General features: G+C 72.1%; 16 protein-coding genes and 1 rRNA gene. 12 read left to right on the forward strand and 5 right to left on the reverse strand.

Annotated elements, in window-relative coordinates:
* Positions 1-91, forward strand: a 5S ribosomal RNA gene (gene rrf, locus ACZ5C2_RS36650); the annotation flags it as partial.
* An 86-nt stretch (positions 92-177) separates the two neighbouring features.
* Here rrf and ACZ5C2_RS36655 read toward each other — a convergent pair.
* Positions 178-906, reverse strand: a complete 729-nt coding sequence (locus ACZ5C2_RS36655; RefSeq protein WP_468801080.1) for a hypothetical protein — start codon at positions 904-906, stop codon at positions 178-180.
* Positions 907-1,320: 414 nt separating this feature from the next.
* Between ACZ5C2_RS36655 and ACZ5C2_RS36660 the strand changes: the two genes are divergently transcribed.
* Positions 1,321-2,061 carry a tetratricopeptide repeat protein gene (locus ACZ5C2_RS36660; RefSeq protein WP_468801077.1) on the forward strand — a complete coding sequence of 247 codons (741 nt, stop codon included), beginning with the start codon at positions 1,321-1,323 and terminating at the stop codon, positions 2,059-2,061.
* A 71-nt stretch (positions 2,062-2,132) separates the two neighbouring features.
* On the opposite strand, the gene ACZ5C2_RS36665 is transcribed toward ACZ5C2_RS36660, so the two are convergent.
* Positions 2,133-3,422, reverse strand: coding sequence for a DUF1015 domain-containing protein (locus ACZ5C2_RS36665; protein ID WP_468801018.1), 1,290 nt, complete (start codon positions 3,420-3,422; stop codon positions 2,133-2,135).
* Between the two features lie 72 nt (positions 3,423-3,494).
* Here ACZ5C2_RS36665 and ACZ5C2_RS36670 point away from each other — a divergent pair, with 72 nt between their 5' ends.
* From ACZ5C2_RS36670 to ACZ5C2_RS36685, 4 genes are all read left to right on the forward strand, one after another.
* On the forward strand, positions 3,495-4,523 hold the full coding sequence (locus tag ACZ5C2_RS36670; protein ID WP_468801020.1) for an HAD hydrolase-like protein: 1,029 nt from the start codon (positions 3,495-3,497) through the stop codon (positions 4,521-4,523).
* A gap of 69 nt (positions 4,524-4,592) precedes the next feature.
* Complete coding sequence (locus tag ACZ5C2_RS36675; protein ID WP_468801022.1) at positions 4,593-5,636, forward strand: FecCD family ABC transporter permease; 1,044 nt, start codon at positions 4,593-4,595, stop codon at positions 5,634-5,636.
* Positions 5,633-6,670, forward strand: a complete 1,038-nt coding sequence (locus ACZ5C2_RS36680; RefSeq protein WP_468801023.1) for a FecCD family ABC transporter permease — start codon at positions 5,633-5,635, stop codon at positions 6,668-6,670. Before ACZ5C2_RS36675 ends, ACZ5C2_RS36680 begins: the two co-directional genes overlap by 4 nt.
* Positions 6,667-7,548 (forward strand): ABC transporter ATP-binding protein, encoded by an 882-nt coding sequence (locus ACZ5C2_RS36685; RefSeq protein ID WP_468801025.1) that lies wholly within the window; start codon positions 6,667-6,669, stop codon positions 7,546-7,548. The genes ACZ5C2_RS36680 and ACZ5C2_RS36685 overlap by 4 nt, the downstream gene beginning before the upstream one ends.
* Here the strand turns inward: ACZ5C2_RS36685 and ACZ5C2_RS36690 are convergent.
* Positions 7,532-7,879 (reverse strand): sterol-binding protein, encoded by a 348-nt coding sequence (locus tag ACZ5C2_RS36690; protein WP_468801027.1) that lies wholly within the window; start codon positions 7,877-7,879, stop codon positions 7,532-7,534. The genes ACZ5C2_RS36685 and ACZ5C2_RS36690 overlap by 17 nt on opposite strands.
* A gap of 42 nt (positions 7,880-7,921) precedes the next feature.
* Between ACZ5C2_RS36690 and ACZ5C2_RS36695 the strand changes: the two genes are divergently transcribed.
* The 5 genes from ACZ5C2_RS36695 to ACZ5C2_RS36715 all read left to right on the forward strand — a co-directional run bounded on the left by ACZ5C2_RS36695 (position 7,922) and on the right by ACZ5C2_RS36715 (position 13,591).
* Positions 7,922-8,242, forward strand: a complete 321-nt coding sequence (locus ACZ5C2_RS36695; protein WP_468801029.1) for a hypothetical protein — start codon at positions 7,922-7,924, stop codon at positions 8,240-8,242.
* A gap of 7 nt (positions 8,243-8,249) precedes the next feature.
* Positions 8,250-9,065: a TlyA family RNA methyltransferase gene (locus ACZ5C2_RS36700; protein WP_468801031.1), complete on the forward strand. Its 816-nt coding sequence runs from the start codon at positions 8,250-8,252 to the stop codon at positions 9,063-9,065.
* A complete protein-coding gene (locus ACZ5C2_RS36705; protein WP_468801033.1) occupies positions 9,062-9,967 on the forward strand; it encodes an NAD kinase in 906 nt (301 codons plus the stop codon). Before ACZ5C2_RS36700 ends, ACZ5C2_RS36705 begins: the two co-directional genes overlap by 4 nt.
* A gap of 184 nt (positions 9,968-10,151) precedes the next feature.
* Positions 10,152-11,870: a DNA repair protein RecN gene (gene recN / locus ACZ5C2_RS36710; RefSeq protein WP_468801078.1), complete on the forward strand. Its 1,719-nt coding sequence runs from the start codon at positions 10,152-10,154 to the stop codon at positions 11,868-11,870.
* Between the two features lie 599 nt (positions 11,871-12,469).
* Entirely contained in the window at positions 12,470-13,591 is a 1,122-nt protein-coding gene (locus ACZ5C2_RS36715) for a glycosyltransferase family 4 protein (RefSeq protein ID WP_468801035.1), read from the forward strand.
* A 2-nt stretch (positions 13,592-13,593) separates the two neighbouring features.
* On the opposite strand, the gene ACZ5C2_RS36720 is transcribed toward ACZ5C2_RS36715, so the two are convergent.
* Both ACZ5C2_RS36720 and ACZ5C2_RS36725 read right to left on the reverse strand, forming a co-directional pair.
* On the reverse strand, positions 13,594-15,222 hold the full coding sequence (locus ACZ5C2_RS36720) for a PucR family transcriptional regulator (RefSeq protein ID WP_468801036.1): 1,629 nt from the start codon (positions 15,220-15,222) through the stop codon (positions 13,594-13,596).
* Positions 15,223-15,463: 241 nt separating this feature from the next.
* Positions 15,464-17,266, reverse strand: a complete 1,803-nt coding sequence (locus tag ACZ5C2_RS36725; protein WP_468801037.1) for a glycoside hydrolase family 15 protein — start codon at positions 17,264-17,266, stop codon at positions 15,464-15,466.
* Between the two features lie 461 nt (positions 17,267-17,727).
* Here ACZ5C2_RS36725 and ACZ5C2_RS36730 point away from each other — a divergent pair, with 461 nt between their 5' ends.
* Complete coding sequence (locus tag ACZ5C2_RS36730) at positions 17,728-19,395, forward strand: CTP synthase (RefSeq protein WP_468801038.1); 1,668 nt, start codon at positions 17,728-17,730, stop codon at positions 19,393-19,395.
* Positions 19,396-19,534: the final 139 nt, after the last annotated feature.

Genomic DNA, 19,534 nt, shown 5'->3' on the forward strand with positions numbered 1-19,534 from the left:
GCCCGGTTACATTCCGAACCCGGAAGCTAAGCCTTACAGCGCCGATGGTACTGCAGGGGGGACCCTGTGGGAGAGTAGGACGCCGCCGAACAATCTTTGGAAAGGACCCCTGGTCCCAGCGTGCAGCTGGGACCAGGGGTCCTTTTTTATTTACGCTTGCAGTACCGAAGACAGGAGTCACCGATGTCCACCAACTCTCCCGACGACCGACCGGAGCGCGACCAGCGGCGACGGGAGAGTGGTGTCCGCTCCGACCGCGCTGACCGAGGAGGCCAGCGCGGTGGCCCGCGCAAAGGAAGCGACCGCGACCGCGGCTTCCGGAGGGACAGCGACCGTCCTCCCTTCCGCCGTGACGACCGGGACCGTGACCGGAGCGGGGACCGGGACCGCGGGTTCCGCCGTGACGACCGCGACGGTGGCCGGCCGGAGCGCGGTGGCTTGCGAGGGCGTGACGACAACCGCGGTGGCGAGCGCGGCGGTTATCGCGGCCGTGACGACCGTAGGGACGACCGCCGCGACGGCGATCGCGGTGGCTTCCGCCGTGACGACAGTCGTGGTGGAGACCGGGACCGGGGCGGCTTCCGTCGCGACGACAACCGCGGTGACCGGGGCGGTTTCCGGGGCCGTGACGATCGCGGCGACCGCGGTGCCTTCCGCCGGGACGACGACCGGGGGCACGGTCGCCGCGAGGACGACCGAGGCTATGGCCGGCGCGACGACCGTCGTGATGACAGTCGTGGTGGCGAGCGGGACCGGGGCGGGTTCCGTCGGGATGACAGCCGTGGTGGAGACCGGGACCGGGGCGGCTTCCGTCGCGACGACAACCGCGGCGACCGGGGCGGCTTCCGGGGCCGTGACGATCGCGGCGACCGCGGTGCCTTCCGCCGGGACGACGACCGGGGGCACGGTCGCCGGGACGACGACCGAGGCTATGGCCGGCGCGACGACCGTCGTGATGACAGTCGTGGTGGCGAGCGGGACCGGGGCGGGTTCCGTCGGGATGACAGTCGCGGTGGAGACCGGGACCGGGGCGGCTTCCGTCGGGATGACAGCCGTGGTGGTGAGCGTTCCGACAGCCGTGGTGAGCGTGGTGGGTTCCGGCGTGACGACCGAGGTGAGCGGGGTGGCTTCCGTCGGGATGACAGTCGCGGCGGCGAGCGCGGTGGATTCCGTGGCCGCGAGGACCGGGGTCGCGGTCCCCGCCGGGACGACCGGGACGACCGGGGCGGACGGCCCGGCGGCTACCGCGGGCGGGACGACCGGCAGGGTGGCGGACGGTTCCGTGACGACCGGGACCGCGACCGCGAGCCGATCAAGCGGCTGCCGATCCCCGAGGACGTCACCGGCGATGAGATCGACAAGGACGTACGGCAGGAGCTGCAGAGCCTGCCCAAGACGCTCGCGGAAGACGTCGCCAAGAACCTGGTGATGGTCGCCCGGCTGATCGACGAGGACCCCGAGGGCGCGTACGGCTACTCCAGGGTGGCCCTGCGGCTGGCGTCGCGTGTCGCCGCCGTACGGGAGGCAGCCGGATTCGCCGCGTACGCCAGCCAGAAGTACTCCGAGGCGCTCGCCGAGTTCCGGGCCGCGCGGCGGATGACCGGAACCGTGGAGCTGTGGCCGCTCATGGCCGACTGCGAGCGCGGGCTCGGGCGGCCGGAGAAGGCGCTCGACATGGCCGGGGCACCCGAGGTGAAGAAGCTGGACAAGACCGGGCAGGTCGAGATGCGGCTCGTCGCGGCCGGCGCCCGGCGTGACCTGGGGCAGCTGGACGCGGCGATCGTGACGCTGCAGAGTTCCGAGCTGGCGTCCCACTCCGTCCAGCCGTGGACCGCGCGGCTGCGGTACGCCTACGCGGACGCGCTGCTCGCGGCCGACCGGAGTGGCGAGGCGCGGGAGTGGTTCGCCAAGGCCGTGGAGGCGGACCGGGACGGCAGCACCGACGCGTCCGACCGGCTGGCCGAGTTGGACGGCGTGGAGTTCGTGGACGCCCTCGACGAGGACGAGGCTGCGCCTAATGCCCCGGCCGAGCAGGACCCGCGGGACGACGACAAGGACTGACGTCCGCGGCACAGAGCACACAGGAAGGGCGGGCCTCGTCGGGAGGCCCGCCCTTCGTCGTCGGAGCCCGGTCAAAGATCGAGCGCCCGCAGCACCAGACCCGAAGCCGGCTTCGGGCCGAACGACGTCGACTTGCGCGGCATGGTGACGCCCTGACGGGCCAGGTCGCGGACGACATCCTCGTGCACCGGGTGCATCAGCACGGCCGTTCCGCCGTCGCGTTCCGCCTTCTCGACGGTGGCCGCCGTGTCGTGGATGTACGCGATGTGGGCGGGGGAGTCGGGGATGCGCCAGACATGGTCGAGGAGCGTGGCGTGCAGGACCGTCGCGTCCAGGGTGCGCCAGGCCACCGGGCGGTCGACCGGGATCGTACGGGCCGGCAGCTCGGGATCCGGCCGGTCGACGAGATGGAAGGCGCCGTCCCCGGCGAGGAGGAAGGCGTTGCCCGCCGAGGCCGCCCGGGCCAGGGCGTCCATCGCCCCGGACAGCGGTACGGCGAGGCGGCGGACGCGGAAGTGGCCGTCGAGCGCGGCCACGGCGTCCGCGACGGGCAGCTGGTGCAGCAGGCGGTGAATCGCGCGGACGCGCAGGGGATAGCGGGCCGTGTCGACAAGGAGGACCATGCCGTGGTCCCAGGGTCCGGGGGAGGAGTGCTCCGCCCGGAGGCGCCGGTAGGTCGCCCAGCGGTGGTGGCCGTCGGCGATGAGCGCCTGGTGACCGGCGAGTTCCTCCTGGACCGCGGCCACGGTGGCGGGGTCGGTGACGGACCAGAGACGGTGGTGGAAACCGTCCTCCGTGGTCGTCGCCAGCAGGGGCGGCTGCCCGGCCGCACGCTCGATCACGTCGGACGTGGCGGTTGCCGAGCCGTCGCCGCGGTAGGTGAGCAGCAGCGGCTCGAGGTTCGCGGAGGTGGCCCGCATGAGGTCCGCGCGGTCGGCGACGATGTGCGCCATGACATCCTCGTGCGGCAGGACCAGTTGCTCGTCGGGGTCGGAGACGCGCAGGACACCGATGACGCCGCGCTGCACCATGCCGGCGCCGTCACGCTGCTCGTAGACGTACAGGCCCGGTTCGGGATCGGCGGTCAGGACGCCCTCGGAGCGCCAGCGGCGGAGCGTCTCGGCGGCCTGGGCGTTGCGGGCCTCGGGCGTGTCGGCCTCGGGCAGAATCAGTCGGACGATGTTGTAGGGGTCGGCGGACTGGAGGTGGTGCAGGCCGTCGGGGCGTACGACCACGTCGTACGGCGGGGATGTCACGGCGGCCAGGCTGCCGACCCGGTCGGGGTCGTAACGAAGGCCTCGGAACGGGTTGAGTTCCAGGCCCCGGGGCGCCATTGCCTTCGAGTGACCTGCAGTGTTCATCCCGGCATCGTACGGGTGGTGGTGGCATGGGGGATGATCGGGGGAAAGCCGTCGAACGAGGAGCGATGCGGAATGAGCCGGAGCGTCAGGACGAGGCCCGAGGGCAGTGGGCGGGCCTTGAACGAGGCGTACGACACGGCGCTGCTCGACCTCGACGGTGTGGTGTACGCGGGCGGGAGTGCGATCGCCCACGCGGTGGAATCGCTCGCCACGGCCCGCGGCGACGGTATGCGGCTTGCCTACGTGACCAACAACGCCCTGCGCACGCCGGACGTCGTGGCGGCGCATCTGACCGAGCTGGGGATACCGGCGGAGGCCGGTGACGTCATCACCTCCGCGCAGGCGGTGGCGCGGCTGATCGGTGAGCAGGTGCCGCAGGGGTCCCGGGTGCTGGTGGTCGGCGGCGAAGGGCTGCGGGTGGCGCTGCGGGAACGCGGGCTGGTGCCGGTGGAGTCGGCGGACGACGATCCGGTGGCCGTCGTGCAGGGGTACGGTGGGCCCGAGCTGCCGTGGGGCAGGTTCGCGGAGGCGTCGTACGCCGTCGCACGCGGAGTGCCGTGGTTCGCGTCCAACACCGACCTGACCATTCCCAGCGGGCGGGGCATCGCCCCGGGCAACGGCGCGGCGGTGGAGGTCGTACGCATCGCCACCGGTGGTGAACCGCAGGTGGCGGGCAAGCCGTTGCCGCCGATGCACCGGGAGACGATTCTGCGGACGGGTGCCGAGCGGCCGCTGGTGGTGGGGGACCGGCTGGACACGGACATCGAGGGCGCGTTCAACGGCGAGGTGGACTCGCTGCTGGTGCTGACCGGGGTGACGGACGGCGCGCTGCTGCTCGCCGCGCCGCCGCAGCACCGGCCGACCTATGTCGACGCCGACCTGCGCGGGATGCTCAGCGGTCAGCCGGAGGTCACCGGTGCGGGTGACGTGTTCCGGTGCGGTGGCTGGACGGCGACGGCCGGTGCCGCGGAGCTGGAGCTCGACGGGGACGGTGGTGCGCTGGACGGACTGCGGGCCTTGTGCGCTGCGGCGTGGACGGCCGCCGGCGCGGGTGTGTGCGAGCTGGACGGTGATAAGGCGCTGGCCCGGCTGGGGTGGTGACACCTTGCGCCACCTGGGAAGCGTGCCCGCGGATCGTGATCCAATAGCAGGGTAGGCTAACCTAACTGCGTGTTGGTCGAGAGTCCCCCCGAACAGTGCGCGGAGAGTACCCCCGCGCCCCCGAACCGACGGGTGATACGCGTCCTCGGGCTGCTCGCCTCCGTCGTGATCCTGGTGCTCGTCGCCCTGGCGAGTATCGCGGTCGGGGCGAAGGAGCTGTCCCTGGAACAGGTGTGGCACGGCCTGTTCCACGCGTCGGGCACCTACGGCGACGTCGTCGTGGCGGACAGGCTGTCACGAACCTTCCTGGGGCTGCTCGCCGGTGTCGCGCTCGGCCTGGCCGGGGCGGTTCTCCAGGCGCTGACCCGCAATCCGCTGGCCGATCCCGGACTGCTCGGTATCAACGCGGGCGCGTCTGCGGCCGTGGTCACGGCCATCACCTTCTTCGGTGTCACCTCCCTTGCCGGATATGTGTGGTTCGCGTTCTTCGGTGCGGCGGCGGTCGGCGCACTGGTGTGGTTCCTCGGCGGCAGCCGGGGCGCGACCCCGGTGCGGCTGGTGCTCGCCGGTACGGCCATCAGTGCGGCCCTGTACGGCTATCTGCAGGCCATCATGATCCTGGACCAGGCGGCGCTCGGCCGGATGCGGTTCTGGACGGTGGGTTCGCTGGCCTCCGGAAGCGACGCGGCTATCGAGCAGGTGGTGCCATTCGTGCTGGCCGGTTCGTGGATGGCACTGGGGCTCGCCCGGCCGCTGAACGCCCTGGCCATGGGCGACGACACCGCCAAGGCGCTCGGCGCCGACCTCAACCGCACCCGGGCGCTGTCCATGCTGACCGCGACCATACTGTGCGGGGCCGCGACCGCCGCCTGCGGGCCGATCATGTTCGTCGGTCTGATGGTGCCGCACGTCGTGCGTTCCTTCACCGGGCCGGACCTGCGCTGGATCCTGCCCTACGCGGCGGTCCTGTCGCCCGTGCTGCTGCTCGGCGCCGACATCCTCGGCCGGATCGTGGCCCGGCCCGCCGAACTCCAGGTCGGCATCGTCACCGCGGTCCTCGGCGGCCCGGTCTTCATCTTTCTCGTACGACGGCGGAGGACGGCCCAGCTGTGAAGACCCACCGCGCGGTGCGGACCCCCGGCGGCCTCTCGGTCCGGCTGGACGTGCGTGCCTTCACCGTCGTCGTCCTGCTGCTGGCCGTGGCACTCACCGCGGGCGTCGTGCTGATCGGTACCGGCGACTTTCCGATCCCCGCCGGCGATGTGATCAGGACCCTCGTCGGCGAGGGCGACGCCGGCCAGGAGTTCATCGTCAACGAACTGCGGCTGCCCCGGGTCCTGGTCGGGCTGCTGGTCGGCGCCTCGCTCGGGCTCGGCGGCGCGCTGTTCCAAACCATCTCCCGCAATCCGCTGGGCAGTCCCGACATCCTCGGCCTGGGCCAGGGGGCGACGGCCGGTGCCCTCACGGTGATCGTGCTGTTCTCCGGCAGCGCCAACCAGGTCGCCCTCGGCGCGCTCGCCGGCGGACTGGTGACGGGGTTCGCCATCTACGTGCTCGCCTGGAAGCGGGGCGTGCACGGCTACCGCCTGGTCCTGGTAGGGATCGGTGTCTCCGCGATCGTCACGGCGGTCAACGGCTATCTGCTCACCAAGTCCGACATCGTCGACGCGGCCCGCGCGGTCGTCTGGATGACCGGATCCCTCGACGGCCGCGACTGGGACCAGGTCTGGCCGCTGCTCGCCCTGAGTACCGTCCTCGTACCGCTGGTTCTCGTCAACGCCCGCGGGCTGAAGCTGATGGAGATGGGCGACGACGTCTCGTACGCCCTCGGCGTGCGCGTGGAGCGCGTACGGCTGCTGCTGATGCTGTCGGCCGTACTGCTCACCGCGTCCGCCACCGCCGCCGCCGGACCGGTCAGCTTCGTCGCGCTGACCGCGCCGCAGCTCGCCCGGCGACTGACCCGCTCGCCCGGACCGAACCTGGTGGCGGCGCTGTGCATGGGCGCCGCCCTCCTCGTCACCGCCGACTGGGTCTCGCAGCGGGCGTTCGGCGCCGACCGGTTGCCCGTGGGCGTGGTCACCGGCGTGCTCGGCGGCGTCTATCTGCTGTGGCTGCTGGTCACCGAGCGCAGAGCGGGCCGGATATGAGCGACGGCAGCACCCACCGCAGCGGGCCGAACCACCGAAGGAGCACCGTGAACCGACTGTCCGCCGAGAACGTCACCCTGGCCTACGACCAGCGGGTCATCGCCGAACAGCTGTCGGTGGAGATACCGGACAACTCCTTCACCGTGATCGTCGGCCCCAACGCCTGCGGCAAGTCGACCCTGTTGCGGGCGCTGTCCCGGATGCTCAAGCCGAACGAGGGGCGGGTCCTGCTCGACGGGCAGGTCATCCAGTCGCTGCCCGCCAAGAAGGTCGCCCGGACCCTGGGACTGCTGCCCCAGTCGTCGATCGCCCCCGACGGCATCACGGTCGGCGACCTGGTGGGCCGCGGCCGCTACCCCCACCAGGGCCTGCTGCGCCAGTGGTCCGCCGAGGACGAGCGCGTCGTCCAGGAGTCCATGGCCCGCACCGGCGTCGCCGATCTGGCGGAACGCCATGTCGACGAGCTCTCCGGTGGTCAGCGGCAGCGCGTGTGGATCGCCATGGCGCTCGCCCAGCAGACCCCTCTGCTGCTGCTCGACGAGCCGACCACCTACCTGGACATCCAGCACCAGATCGACGTACTCGACCTCTGCGCGGACCTGCACGAGGAGCACGGGCGCACCCTCGTCGCCGTGCTGCACGACCTCAACCACGCCGCGCGGTACGCCACCCACCTCATCGCCCTGCGCGAGGGGAAGATCATCGCCCAGGGCGCGCCGAAGGACATCGTCACCGCCGGGCTGGTGCAGGAGGTCTTCGGGCTGCGCTGCCAGGTCATCGACGACCCCGAGACGGGCACCCCGCTGGTGGTGCCGGCGGCCCGCAAGGCACGCAGGAAGGACCAGGCGGAGACGGTGGGCGCTACAAGAGCTTCCTGAGACGGAACAGGTCGCGCAGCCCAGCCTCCAGCCGCACCCGGCCCGAGCCCCAGGCCCTGGCGAAGTGCAGCTCACCGTCGACCAGGGCCACCAGGTCGTCGCCCGCCATCGCGAGTCGTATCTGCGCCTTCTCACGCGGCGGGCCGGGAAACGTCTCGTGCACGTGGATCCGGCCGTCCTCGAGCCGGCCGGCGAAGGTCACGTCCAGATCGGTGATGTGGCAGCTGACCGAGCGGTCCATCGCCGCGGCCGCGCGGACGTTCCCATCGGCGCCGCGCATGCTGTCCGAAAACTTGTCCAGTGCCGTTCGGCACTCCTCGATCGTGGCCATCGCGCACGACGGTACCGCAGCCGTTCGCGGTAGCGTCGGGGCATGAACGACGCAGTACCTGAGACGGGGGACGCGGAGCCGGGCGCCGCGGAGCCGGAGCCCACCGGGCACCGGCCGCAGCCGCCCGGCGACGACCCCGCCGCCCCCGCTCCCTTGCACGTGCCGCGTACGCCCACCGGGCACCCCGAGGTGGACGCCCACGTGGAGCGGCTGGCCGACACCGACCACCTCACCACGGACGGCCATGTCGAGGTGTACGAGGATGTACACCGAGGGCTGCGCGACGCGCTCACCGCGCTCGACAGCCGCCCGGGACCTCCGGGACCTCCGGGGTCCCCATCGGCACACGCACACAGGAGCTGAACCGAACGTGGCAGGAGTCGCACGCCGCCGTCTCGACGCGGAGCTGGTCCGCCGTAAGCTGGCGCGCTCGCGCGAGCACGCCAGCCAGCTGATCGCCGCCGGACGGGTCAGCGTCGGCAAGACGGTCGCGACCAAGCCCGCCACACAGGTGGAGACCGCCGCCGCGATCCTCGTCGCCGAGGACACCGGTGACCCGGACTACGTCTCGCGCGGCGGCCACAAGCTGGCCGGCGCCCTCGATGCCTTCGTGCCGCGCGGACTGGTCGTTGGGGGACGGCGGGCACTGGACGCCGGCGCCTCCACCGGTGGCTTCACCGACGTGCTGCTGCGGGCCGGGGCCGCGCACGTGGTCGCCGTGGACGTCGGGTACGGACAACTTGCCTGGTCTCTTCGAAATGATGAACGCGTCACCGTCAAAGACCGTACGAACGTACGGGAGTTGACGCTCGAGGTCATCGATGGGGAGCCTGTGGATCTTGTCGTGGGGGATCTGTCCTTCATTCCGCTCGGGCTGGTGCTGCCCGCCCTGAAACGGTGCGTGAAGCCGGACGCCGACCTGGTGATGATGGTGAAACCGCAGTTCGAGGTGGGTAAGGACCGGCTGGGCAGCGGGGGAGTCGTCCGCAGCGCGCAGCTGCGTGCCGAGGCCGTGCGGGGGGTGGCCGGCCGGGCCTGGGAGCTGGGACTGGGGGCGAAGGGCGTGACGGCGAGTCCGCTGCCCGGACCCTCCGGGAATGTCGAATACTTCCTGTGGCTGCGGGCCGGTGCTCCGGCACTGGACCCGGCCGATGTTGACCGTGCTGTGGCGGAGGGGCCGCGTTGACACAGAACCGAGCTCGTACTGTCTTCCTGCTGGCGCACACCGGGCGGCCCGCGGCCATCCGCAGCGCCGAACTCGTGGTCCGGGGCCTGCTGCGCTCGGGTCTGGGAGTGCGCGTCCTCCAGGACGAGGCCCGCGACCTGCCTCTGCCGGACGACGTGGAGACCGTCAAGGAGGCCACCCCTCAGTGCCTGGACGGCTGTGAGCTGCTGATCGTGCTGGGCGGTGACGGCACGCTGCTGCGCGGCGCCGAGTTCGCCCGTGCCTCCGGGGTGCCCATGCTGGGCGTCAACCTGGGGCGGGTCGGGTTCCTTGCCGAGGCCGAGCGGGACGACCTCGACAAGGTCGTCGACCGCGTGGTGAACCGGGCGTACGAGGTCGAGGAGCGGATGACCGTCGACGTCGTGGTGCACCGCAACGGCGACATCGTGCACACGGACTGGGCGCTGAACGAGGCGGCCGTGCAGAAGGTGTCCGCCGAGCGGATGCTGGAGGTCGTGCTGGAGATCGACGGGCGGCCGGTCACCGGCTTCGGCTGCGACGGGATCGTCTGCGCGACCCCGACCGGGTCCACGGCGTACGCCTTCTCCGCCGGCGGGCCCGTGGTGTGGCCGGAGGTCGAGGCGCTGCTGATGGTACCGATCAGCGCGCACGCGCTGTTCGCCAAACCGCTGGTGACCTCGCCGGACTCGGTGCTGGCGGTGGAAATGCTGCCGCACGTCCCTCCGGGCGTGCTGTGGTGTGACGGGCGGCGGACCGTCGAGTTGCCGGTGGGCGCGCGGGTGGAGGTGCGGCGGGGGGCGGTGCCGGTGCGGCTGGCCCGGCTGCACCACGCGTCGTTCACCGACCGGCTGGTCGCGAAGTTCGCGCTGCCCGTGTCCGGGTGGCGGGGTGCGCCCCACTAGCCATCCCGGTGGGTTCGTTGCGGAGCGTCGGCGGCCGCGGGCCGTTTGCGGCTGTTCGCGCCCGCGCGGCGGAGCCGCATACCCGCACGGCCCGCGGAGGATGCCCCACTTCCCTGGGTGACAGGGGCGGGGCGGTCGCACTCCCCGGCCCGGACCTCGTAAGGTCGGGTTCGTGCTTGAGGAGATGCGGATACGGTCGCTCGGAGTCATCGACGACGCTGTGGTCGAGCTGTCGCCCGGCTTCACCGCCGTGACCGGTGAGACGGGCGCGGGCAAGACCATGGTGGTCACCAGCCTGGGCCTGCTGCTGGGCGGACGCGCGGATGCGGCCCTGGTGCGGATCGGCGCGCGCAACGCGGTGGTCGAGGGACGGATCGCCGTGCCCGAGGGCGCCGCGGCCGTCGTACGCGCCGAGGAGGCCGGGGCAGAGCTGGAGGACGGGACCCTGCTGGTCAGCCGCACGGTCTCCGCCGAGGGGCGCTCACGGGCGCACCTGGGCGGGCGGAGCGTGCCGGTGGGACTGCTCGCGGAGCTCGCGGACGACCTCGTGGCCGTGCACGGGCAGACCGACCAGCAGGGGCTGCTCAAGCTGTCCCGGCAGCGGCAGGCGCTCGACCGGTACGCCGGGTACGCGGTCGCCGTGCCGCTCGGCAAGTACGGCGAGGCCTACAAGCGGCTGCGGACGGTCACCACGGAGCTGGAGCAGATCGCCACCCGCGCGCGTGAGCGGGCCCAGGAGGCGGACCTGCTGCGCTTCGGGCTCGAGGAGATCGCCGCCGTGGAGCCCCGCGCGGGCGAGGACGTGGAGCTGGCGGAGGAGGCGGAGCGGCTCGGGCACGCCGAGGCGCTGGCGTCCGCCGCGGCGGTCGCGCACTCCGCGCTGGCGGGCAATCCGGAGGATCCCGAGACCGTGGACGCCGGGACGCTCGTCGCGGGCGCCCAGCGGTCCCTGGAGGCCGTAAGGGCGCACGATCCGGTGCTGGCCGCGCTGACCGACCGGATCGGCGAGATCGGCATCCTGCTGCGTGATGTCGCCGGGGAGCTGGCGGGGTACGCCGACGACCTGGACGCCGATCCGTTGCGGCTGGCGGCGGTCGAGGAGCGGCGGGCGGCGCTCACCGGGCTGATCCGGAAGTACGGGGAGGACGTCTCCGCCGTACTGGCGTGGGCCGAGCAGAGTGCCGCGCGGCTGACCGAACTCGACGGCGACGACGAGCGGATCGGGGAACTCACCGCCGAACGTGACGCGCTCCGGGGAGAACTGGGTGTGCTCGCCCAGGCCCTGACGGACGCGCGGACGGAGGCGGCCGAGCGGTTCGCGGCGGCCGTGACCGCGGAGCTGGCCTCCCTCGCGATGCCGCACGCGCGCGTGTCGTTCGACATCCGGCAGACCGAGGACCCGGAAGGTGTCGAGGTCGGCGGGCGCACGGTCGCCTACGGGCCGTCGGGCGTGGACGAGGTCGAGCTGCTGCTGGCCCCGCACCCGGGTGCACCGCCCCGGCCCATCGCCAAGGGGGCGTCCGGTGGTGAGCTGTCGCGCGTGATGCTGGCCGTGGAGGTCGTGTTCGCGGGCACGGACCCGGTGCCGACATACCTCTTCGACGAGGTCGACGCCGGTGTGGGCGGCAAGGCGGCGGTGGAGATCGGGCGGCGGCTCGCCCGGCTGGCCAAGACGGCACAGGTCGTGGTCGTCACGCACCTGCCGCAGGTGGCCGCCTTCGCCGACCGGCAGCTGCTGGTGGAGAAGACCAACGACGGGTCGGTCACCCGGTCGGGTGTGAAGGTGCTCGAAGGCGAGGACCGCATCCGGGAGTTGTCCCGCATGCTCGCCGGCCAGGAGGACTCGGAGACGGCCCGCGCGCACGCGGAAGAGCTGTTGGCGACCGCGCGGGCGGACGTGTAACCGTCTTCGGTGCGCACGAGCCGGGCCCGGGCGGGACGCGTGGTCCCGTGGCCGGACGGCGCGACGGCTGTCGGCCGGTGTCGCGGACAGCCGCAGGCCGGCCGGATGATCGTCAGGAGGGCCGCCTTGTCCGGATATGCCGGCGTCCTCACCCGGGCGGCCGCGACGGCCGCGCTCCGGACGCGGCCGCCCGGCGCCGGGGCCGGTGGGGGAGCGGACGAACGACGCCGGTCGCACCGCCGAGGGGTACGCCACCCCCGTCATGGCGGTGGTCGGCGCAAGCCGGGTGCGCCCGCCGCCGGAGCGGCCGTGTGCGTCGCCGGGCCGTGCGGGCCATACGACGGCAACGCCGGGACGAGGTGAGACGAGGTGAGCGGACGGCCCGGTCACCGATCGGGAGCCGAAGGATGTCCGTCACTCGTACGGGTGGTCCAGTGTCGCGGGAGGATTCGAGTCCCCGCTTCGGTGGTTCCCGGAACCGGTGTACGCCCTGGCATGCTTGACGGAGTACGCGTAGGAAACCGCGCGGTACACCCCCATCGCGCGATCCTTCTGTACGTTCGTCGCGACCGCCCGACCCGAACCAGGAGCCCGGCCACGTGACCCCCGTGAGCAGCCAGTCGTCGATGCGCACCGTGCAGGTGCTGGGCGGTGGCAACGCCGCCAGCGGCACCCATGTGCGCTCGCTGGCCGCGGGGCTTGTCGCGAGGGGCGTGCGGGTCACGGTGTGCGCCCCCGTCGAGGCGGATCACGCCTATGACTTCACCGGTGCGGGTGCCGAGCATGTGCACGTGCCGCGCAGCAGCGACCCGGGATCGGTGGCCGCGCTGCGGGCCGCCTGTACGGACGCCGACCTGGTGCACGCGCACGGGCTGCACGCATCGTTCCGTACCGTGCTCGCGCTCGGCGGACGGCGCACGCCACTCGTCGTCACCTGGCACGACCGGGCGCACGCCGACGGTCCGCGCGCCCACTTCCTGCGCGTGCTGGAGCGGCGGGTCGTCAAGGCGGCCACCGTGGTGCTCGGGACGACCTCCGCGCTCGTCGACCGCGCGCGCCGCGCGGGAGCGCGGGACGCCCGGCTGGCCGCCGTCTCCCTCCCCGGCCCCCGCACCTCCCCCGCGCCGTACGACCCCGACCGGCTGCGGCCCAAAATCCGGGCCGAACTCGGCGCCATCGGCCGTCCCTTGCTCATCGCCGTCGGCTCACTCGAACGGCACCGGGGCTACGACGTCCTGCTGGACGCCACCCACGCGTGGCGGCGGCTCGACCCCGTACCGCTGGTGGTGCTCGCCGGGGAAGGGCCGCTCCACGGCGAACTCCGGCGCAGGATCGAGGACGAGGAACTGCCGGTCCGGCTCGTCGGACGGCGCGAGGACATCACCGATCTGCTCGCCGCCGCCGACATCGCGCTGCTGCCGAGCCGGTGGGAGGCGCGCTCGCCGCTCGCCCAGGAGGCCCTCCACGCACGCGTGCCGCTCGTCGCGACCCGCGTGGGTGGCATCCCCGAACTCGTCGGCGACGCGGCCGAACTCGTCCCGCACGGCAACGCGCGGGCGCTCGCCGACGCCGTCGTACGGCTGCTGGACGACCCGCAGCACCAGGAACTACTCAAGGAGCGCGGCGCGCGGCAGGCGGCCACCTGGCCGACCGAGGACGAGACGGTCGCCCAGGTGCTCAGCGTGTACGACGAGTTGACACGGCCCCGGCCGCTGATCTGACCTCAGGGCACGTGCCGCCGGGCCCGCAGGGCGAGGCTCAACGCCAGTACCGTCTGCGGGTCGTCGAGGTCGGTGCCCAGCAACTCACCGATGCGGGCGAGCCGGTTGTAGAGCGTCTGCCGGTTCAGATGCAGTTCGCGGGCCGTCTCCGCCTTGCGTCCCGCGTGGGCCAGGTAGGTCTCCAGGGTGGGCAGCAGCGGCGGTCTGGAACGCCGGTCGTGGTCCAGCACCGGGCCGATCGCGCGGTCCACGAACGCCGCCAGGTCCGGGTGGTCCCGCAGACGCCACAGCAGCAGGTCGATGTCCAGCCGACGGGCGTCGAACCAGGGACGGCTGGGCAGTCCCTGCGCCGCGGTCGCCGTCTCCGCCGCGTGCCGCAGCCCGGTCGACGCCGCCGCCCAGCCGCCGGCCGGCCCGGCCACCACGACGGGCGGCCCGACACCCGGCCGCAGCACTCCCGCGCGCTCCACCCCGGCCCGCAGCGCGGCCGCCACCCGGTCGGCGACCGCCGTCCGGTCCGTCTCCGCGCGCAGCCCGAGCAGCAGCGGCACCCGGCCCTCCACCGGCCGCACACCGAGCAGCACGGGCACTCCGAGCGCGGCCAGTTCCTCGCCCACCGCGCGGGCCAGTACCGCCCAGCCGCCTCCCTGTGGGGACAGGGGGTCGCCGAGCCGCATCACCACCGGCAGCAGCGGACCCGTACCCGGCTTGAAGCCCAGCACGCGCGCCTGCGCGGGCGCGTCCTCGGCGGTGACACGTCCCTCGGCGAGGTCGGTGAGGAAGTCCCCGCGGCCACGCGCCGCCAACTCCTCCTCCTGACGCGCCTGCATCAGCACCACGGCGAGGATGCCCGCGGCCCGCTCGGCCGCCATCCGGTGCACCGGCTGCGGTGTGCTGCGCACCGGCAGCAGCACCAGCCGAGCCCGTACCCCACCGCTTCCGGGACCGCCGCCGGGGACGTCCACGAGGGCGGAACCGGCCGGCGGGTCGTCCTGGTGCCGGTCGCGCAGCCCTTCCCACACCTGGAGCGGGTCCGCGCCCTCGGGGCCCTCGCCGGCCGCGTACAGCAGCTGTCCCTCGGTCGTTTCCAGGAACACCGGGTTGCCGGTGAAACCGGCGAGGATCTCCAGGACCTGCGGGACCCCGCCGCCGCCGAGCAGGGCGTCGGTGCAGCGGCGGTGCACCTCCTCCGCGCGTTGCAGCAGCGCGTAGTGCCCGTTGACGATCTCGGTGTGGATCTCCTCGGTGACCGCCACGAACGGCACCTCGCGGTGCAGCTGGACCAGCGGGAGCCCCGCCGTCCGGGCGGCCTCGACGAGGGCGGCGGGCAGCCGGGTGAAGCGCGGGCCCAGCTCCACCACGAGCGCCGCGATGCCCCGCTCGGCCAGCGTGCGCACGAAGGCGCGCTGGTCGGCCGGGCGGGTGCCGAGCCCGTACCCGGTGGTCAGCAGCAGCTCGCCGCCCTTGAGGAGCGACGCGATGTTGGGCACCTCGCCCGCGTGCACCCAGCGCACCGTGCGCTCCAGCAGATCGCCGCCGGCGAGGATCTCCGGGAGGCCGCTGCGGAGGCCGGGGAGGTCCAGGGCGCGCTGCACGGTGATGCCCGTGGGTGCGGGTGCGCTGGTGTTCATGCAGCGGACGGTACCTGGGGGTGGGGGCGGGGAACATCTGGGCGTCCGGTGCCGTGTGCCGGCCGCCGGTGCTGCGGTGGCGATCGTTACTGGGTGCCCGGCGCGGGGGCGAGGCGGGGGTGGGTGTCGGGGCCGGCGCTGGACGGGTGCCGCTGCGCCCACCCGTGCCGCCCTGCGGCACGACTGCCCGCAGTAACGGCGACTGCCCGCAGCCACGACGTAGCCGCGGGCAGGTCGGCGGTCAGCCCCCGTACGCTCCCGACGCCGTCAGGCGCAGGGCCGTGTCGATGAGCGGGACGTGGCTGAAGGCCTGGGGGAAGTTGCCGACCTGGCGCTGCAGACGCGGGTCCCATTCCTCCGCCAGCAGGCCGAGGTCGTTGCGCAGGGACAGCAGCTTCTCGAAGAGCTTCCTCGCCTCGTCCACGCGGCCGATCATCGCCAGGTCGTCGGCCATCCAGAACGAGCAGGCGAGGAACGCGCCCTCGTCGCCCGGCAGCCCGTCGACGCCCTCGTCCTTGCCCTCCGTCGGGTAGCGCAGGATGAAGCCGTCGGAGGTGGACAGCTCGCGCTGGATCGCCTCGATGGTGCCGATCACCCGCTTGTCGTCCGGCGGCAGGAAACCCATCTGCGGGATCAGCAGCAGGGAGGCGTCCAGCTCCTTGGAGCCGTAGGACTGCGTGAAGGTGTTGCGTTCCTTGTCGTAGCCCTTCTCGCACACGTCCCGGTGGATGTCGTCGCGCAGCTGCTTCCACCGCTCCAGCGGGCCGTCGGCGTCGCCGGACTCGATGAGCTTGATGGTGCGGTCGACGGCGACCCAGGCCATCACCTTGGAGTGCACGAAGTGGCGGCGTGGGCCGCGCACCTCCCAGATGCCCTCGTCCGGCTCCTGCCAGTGCTTCTCCAGGTACCGGATCAGCTTCAGCTGGAGCAGCGAGGCGTAGTCGTTTCGGGCCAGACCGGTCATGTGGGCCAGGTGCAGCGCCTCGGTGACCTCTCCGTACACATCCAGTTGGAGCTGGTGTGCCGCGCCGTTGCCCACGCGCACCGGGGCGGAGTCCTCGTAGCCGGGCAGCCAGTCCAGCTCCGCCTCGCCGAGCTCGCGCTCACCGGCGATGCCGTACATGATCTGGAGGTTCTCCGGGTCGCCCGCCACCGCGCGCAGCAGCCACTCGCGCCAGGCGCGGGCCTCCTCGCGGTAGCCGGTGCGCAGCAGCGAGGACAGGGTGATCGCCGCGTCCCGCAGCCAGGTGTACCGGTAGTCCCAGTTGCGGACGCCCCCGATGTCCTCCGGCAGCGAGGTGGTGGGCGCGGCGACGATGCCCCCGGTCGGGGCGTACGTCAGCGCCTTCAGCGTGATCAGGGAGCGGACCACGGCCTCGCGGTAGGGACCGTGGTACGTACAGTGCTCGACCCACGCGCGCCAGAAGTCCTCCGTCGCCTCCAGTGACTGCTCCGGCTCCGGCAGGGCCGGCGGCTGCTTGTGCGACGGCTCCCACGAGATGGTGAACGCGATCCGCTCGCCCGGCGCGACGGTGAAGTCCGAGTACGTCGTCAGCGACTCGCCGTAGGTCTTGACGGAGGTGTCGAACCACACGGAGTCCGGGCCGGCGACAGCGACCGTGCGCCCTTCGTGCCGGTGCACCCACGGGACGATCCTGCCGTAGGAGAAACGCATCCGGAGCGTCGAGCGCATGGGCACGCGGCCCGAGAGGCCCTCCACGATGCGGATCAGCTGCGGGGCACCGTCGCGCGGAGGCATGAAGTCCGTCACCCGGACCGTGCCGCGCGGCGTCTCCCACTCGGATTCCAGGATCAACGAGTCGCCGCGGTAGCCGCGCCGGGTCGCGCTCGGCGGTTCGGCGTCGTCGGCGTGGGCGGGACCCAGCCGCCAGAAGCCGTGATCCTCGGTGCCCAGCAGGCCGGCGAAGATGGCGTGCGAGTCGAAGCGGGGCAGGCACAGCCAGTCCACTGTGCCGTCCCGGCAGACCAGTGCTGCGGTCTGCATGTCTCCGATGAGTGCGTAGTCCTCGATGCGCCCGGCCACGTGCATCTCCAGTCGAACGGCCACGTCACCCCGCAAGGGGGCTGTCGCTAATGCGGTCAGGGGGTTTCTGCAATACGTCATTGAGCTGTGAGGCAAGCAGTCACTCAGCCGCGGGGGCAAAGCGTCAACTGTTGCTCAACGAACTGACGAGCTCACGTTGTTCCGGAACTTACGGGCGGGGGTGGTGCCGTTCGGCCGGCCTGGCTCGGCAGTGAGTGTCCGAGCAGGATACGACGCACGTAGATGATCTGTGTGCCGCTCGGGACAACGCGACTCCGTCGAATGAGTGACCGAGTGGTGAGGGTCCGGTGTGCGGTGCGTACCCTGTGCCGGTGTGTGCGCGGAGCGTGGCCGTGAGCCATCGCCGCGCGGCGCTGATACGCTGGTAGCCCGTGGACCGGTGGGCGAGAAACCCCGGAACCGCACCCACAGACCGCGACCACGGGAGCCCCCTCTTGGCCATGCCGCCCGCTGCTTTCCGAAACAGCACAGCCACGACGACCAAGCACATCTTCGTCACCGGGGGTGTCGCCTCCTCTCTCGGCAAGGGTCTGACCGCCTCCAGCCTTGGCATGCTCCTCAAGGCCCGGGGTCTACGCGTCGTGATGCAGAAACTGGACCCGTATCTCAACGTCGACCCGGGCACGATGAACCCCTTCCAGCACGGTGAGGTGTTCGTCACCAACGACGGCGCCGAGACCGACCTGGACATCGGCCACTACGAGCGCTTCCTGGACCGCGACCTGGACGGTTCCGCCAACGTCACCACGGGCCAGATCTACTCGACGGTGATCGCCAAGGAGCGGCGCGGCGAGTACCTGGGCGACACCGTGCAGGTCATCCCGCACATCACCAACGAGATCAAGCACCGGATCCGCCGGATGGCGACCGACGAGGTCGACGTGGTGATCACCGAGGTCGGCGGCACGGTCGGCGACATCGAGTCCCTGCCGTTCCTGGAGACCGTCCGCCAGGTGCGGCACGAGGTCGGGCGCGACAACGTGTTCGTGGTCCATATCTCTCTCCTGCCCTACATCGGCCCCTCGGGTGAGCTGAAGACGAAGCCGACCCAGCACTCAGTTGCGGCGCTGCGCAACATCGGTATCCAGCCGGACGCGATCGTGCTGCGCTGCGACCGTGAGGTGCCCACCGCGATCAAGCGGAAGATCTCGCTGATGTGCGACGTGGACGAGGCCGCCGTGGTCGCGTGCCCCGACGCCCGCTCGATCTACGACATCCCGAAGACCGTGCACGGCGAGGGTCTGGACGCCTACGTGGTCCGCAAGCTGGACCTGCCCTTCCGGGACGTGGACTGGACGACCTGGGACGACCTGCTCGACCGGGTCCACAACCCCGACCACGAGATCACCCTCGCCCTGGTCGGCAAGTACATCGACCTGCCCGACGCCTATCTGTCGGTCACCGAGGCGCTGCGCGCGGGCGGCTTCGCCAACAAGGCCCGGGTGAAGATCAAGTGGGTCACCTCGGACGACTGCAAGACCCCGGCCGGCGCCCAGGCGCAGCTCGGTGACGTCGACGGCATCTGCATCCCGGGCGGCTTCGGCGACCGCGGTGTGCTCGGCAAGGTCGGCGCGATCAAGTACGCCCGCGAGAACCGGATCCCGCTGCTGGGCCTCTGCCTCGGTCTGCAGTGCATCGTGATCGAGGCCGCGCGCAGCCTCGCGGACATCTCCGACGCCAACTCCACCGAGTTCGACCCGGCCACCTCCCACCCGGTCATCTCCACCATGGCCGAGCAGCTGGACATCGTCGCCGGTGAGGGTGACATGGGCGGCACCATGCGGCTCGGCATGTACCCGGCCAAACTGGCCGAGGGCTCGATCGTGCGTGAGGTGTACGACGGCAAGGAGTACGTCGAGGAGCGCCACCGGCACCGCTACGAGGTGAACAACACCTACCGCGCGGAGCTGGAGAAGAAGGCGGGCATCGTGTTCTCCGGCACCTCTCCGGACGGCAAGCTCGTCGAGTACGTCGAGTACCCGCGCGAGGTCCATCCCTATCTGGTCGCGACCCAGGCGCACCCGGAGCTGCGCTCGCGTCCGACCCGTCCGCACCCGCTCTTCGCGGGCCTGGTGAAGGCCTCCGTCGAGCGCAAGATCTCCAAGTAACACACCCGGTTGTACGGTTGCCGGGGGGGGGACCCTCCAAAAGGGGGGAACCCAGAAGACTTTTTTCCCAGGGGGAAACGCAACAAAAGAGGCCGTCTGGAGGGAAAAGGACGACGACCAAGGAACAACAAGAGGAGGG

The organism is Streptomyces sp. NPDC031365, assembly GCF_055569765.1.

Bases quoted from the DNA above. Each gene is read 5' to 3' on its own strand.
- ACZ5C2_RS36695 (WP_468801029.1), top strand. From the start codon at position 7,922: ATGAACGACGCAGTACCTGAGACGGGGGACGCGGAGCCGGGCGCCGCG.
- ACZ5C2_RS36670 (WP_468801020.1), top strand. From the start codon at position 3,495: ATGAGCCGGAGCGTCAGGACGAGGCCCGAGGGCAGTGGGCGGGCCTTG.
- ACZ5C2_RS36690 (WP_468801027.1), bottom strand. From the start codon at position 7,879: ATGGCCACGATCGAGGAGTGCCGAACGGCACTGGACAAGTTTTCGGAC.
- ACZ5C2_RS36685 (WP_468801025.1), top strand. From the start codon at position 6,667: ATGAGCGACGGCAGCACCCACCGCAGCGGGCCGAACCACCGAAGGAGC.
- ACZ5C2_RS36730 (WP_468801038.1), top strand. From the start codon at position 17,728: ATGCCGCCCGCTGCTTTCCGAAACAGCACAGCCACGACGACCAAGCAC.
- ACZ5C2_RS36665 (WP_468801018.1), bottom strand. From the start codon at position 3,422: ATGAACACTGCAGGTCACTCGAAGGCAATGGCGCCCCGGGGCCTGGAA.
- recN (WP_468801078.1), top strand. From the start codon at position 10,152: ATGCGGATACGGTCGCTCGGAGTCATCGACGACGCTGTGGTCGAGCTG.
- ACZ5C2_RS36720 (WP_468801036.1), bottom strand. From the start codon at position 15,222: ATGAACACCAGCGCACCCGCACCCACGGGCATCACCGTGCAGCGCGCC.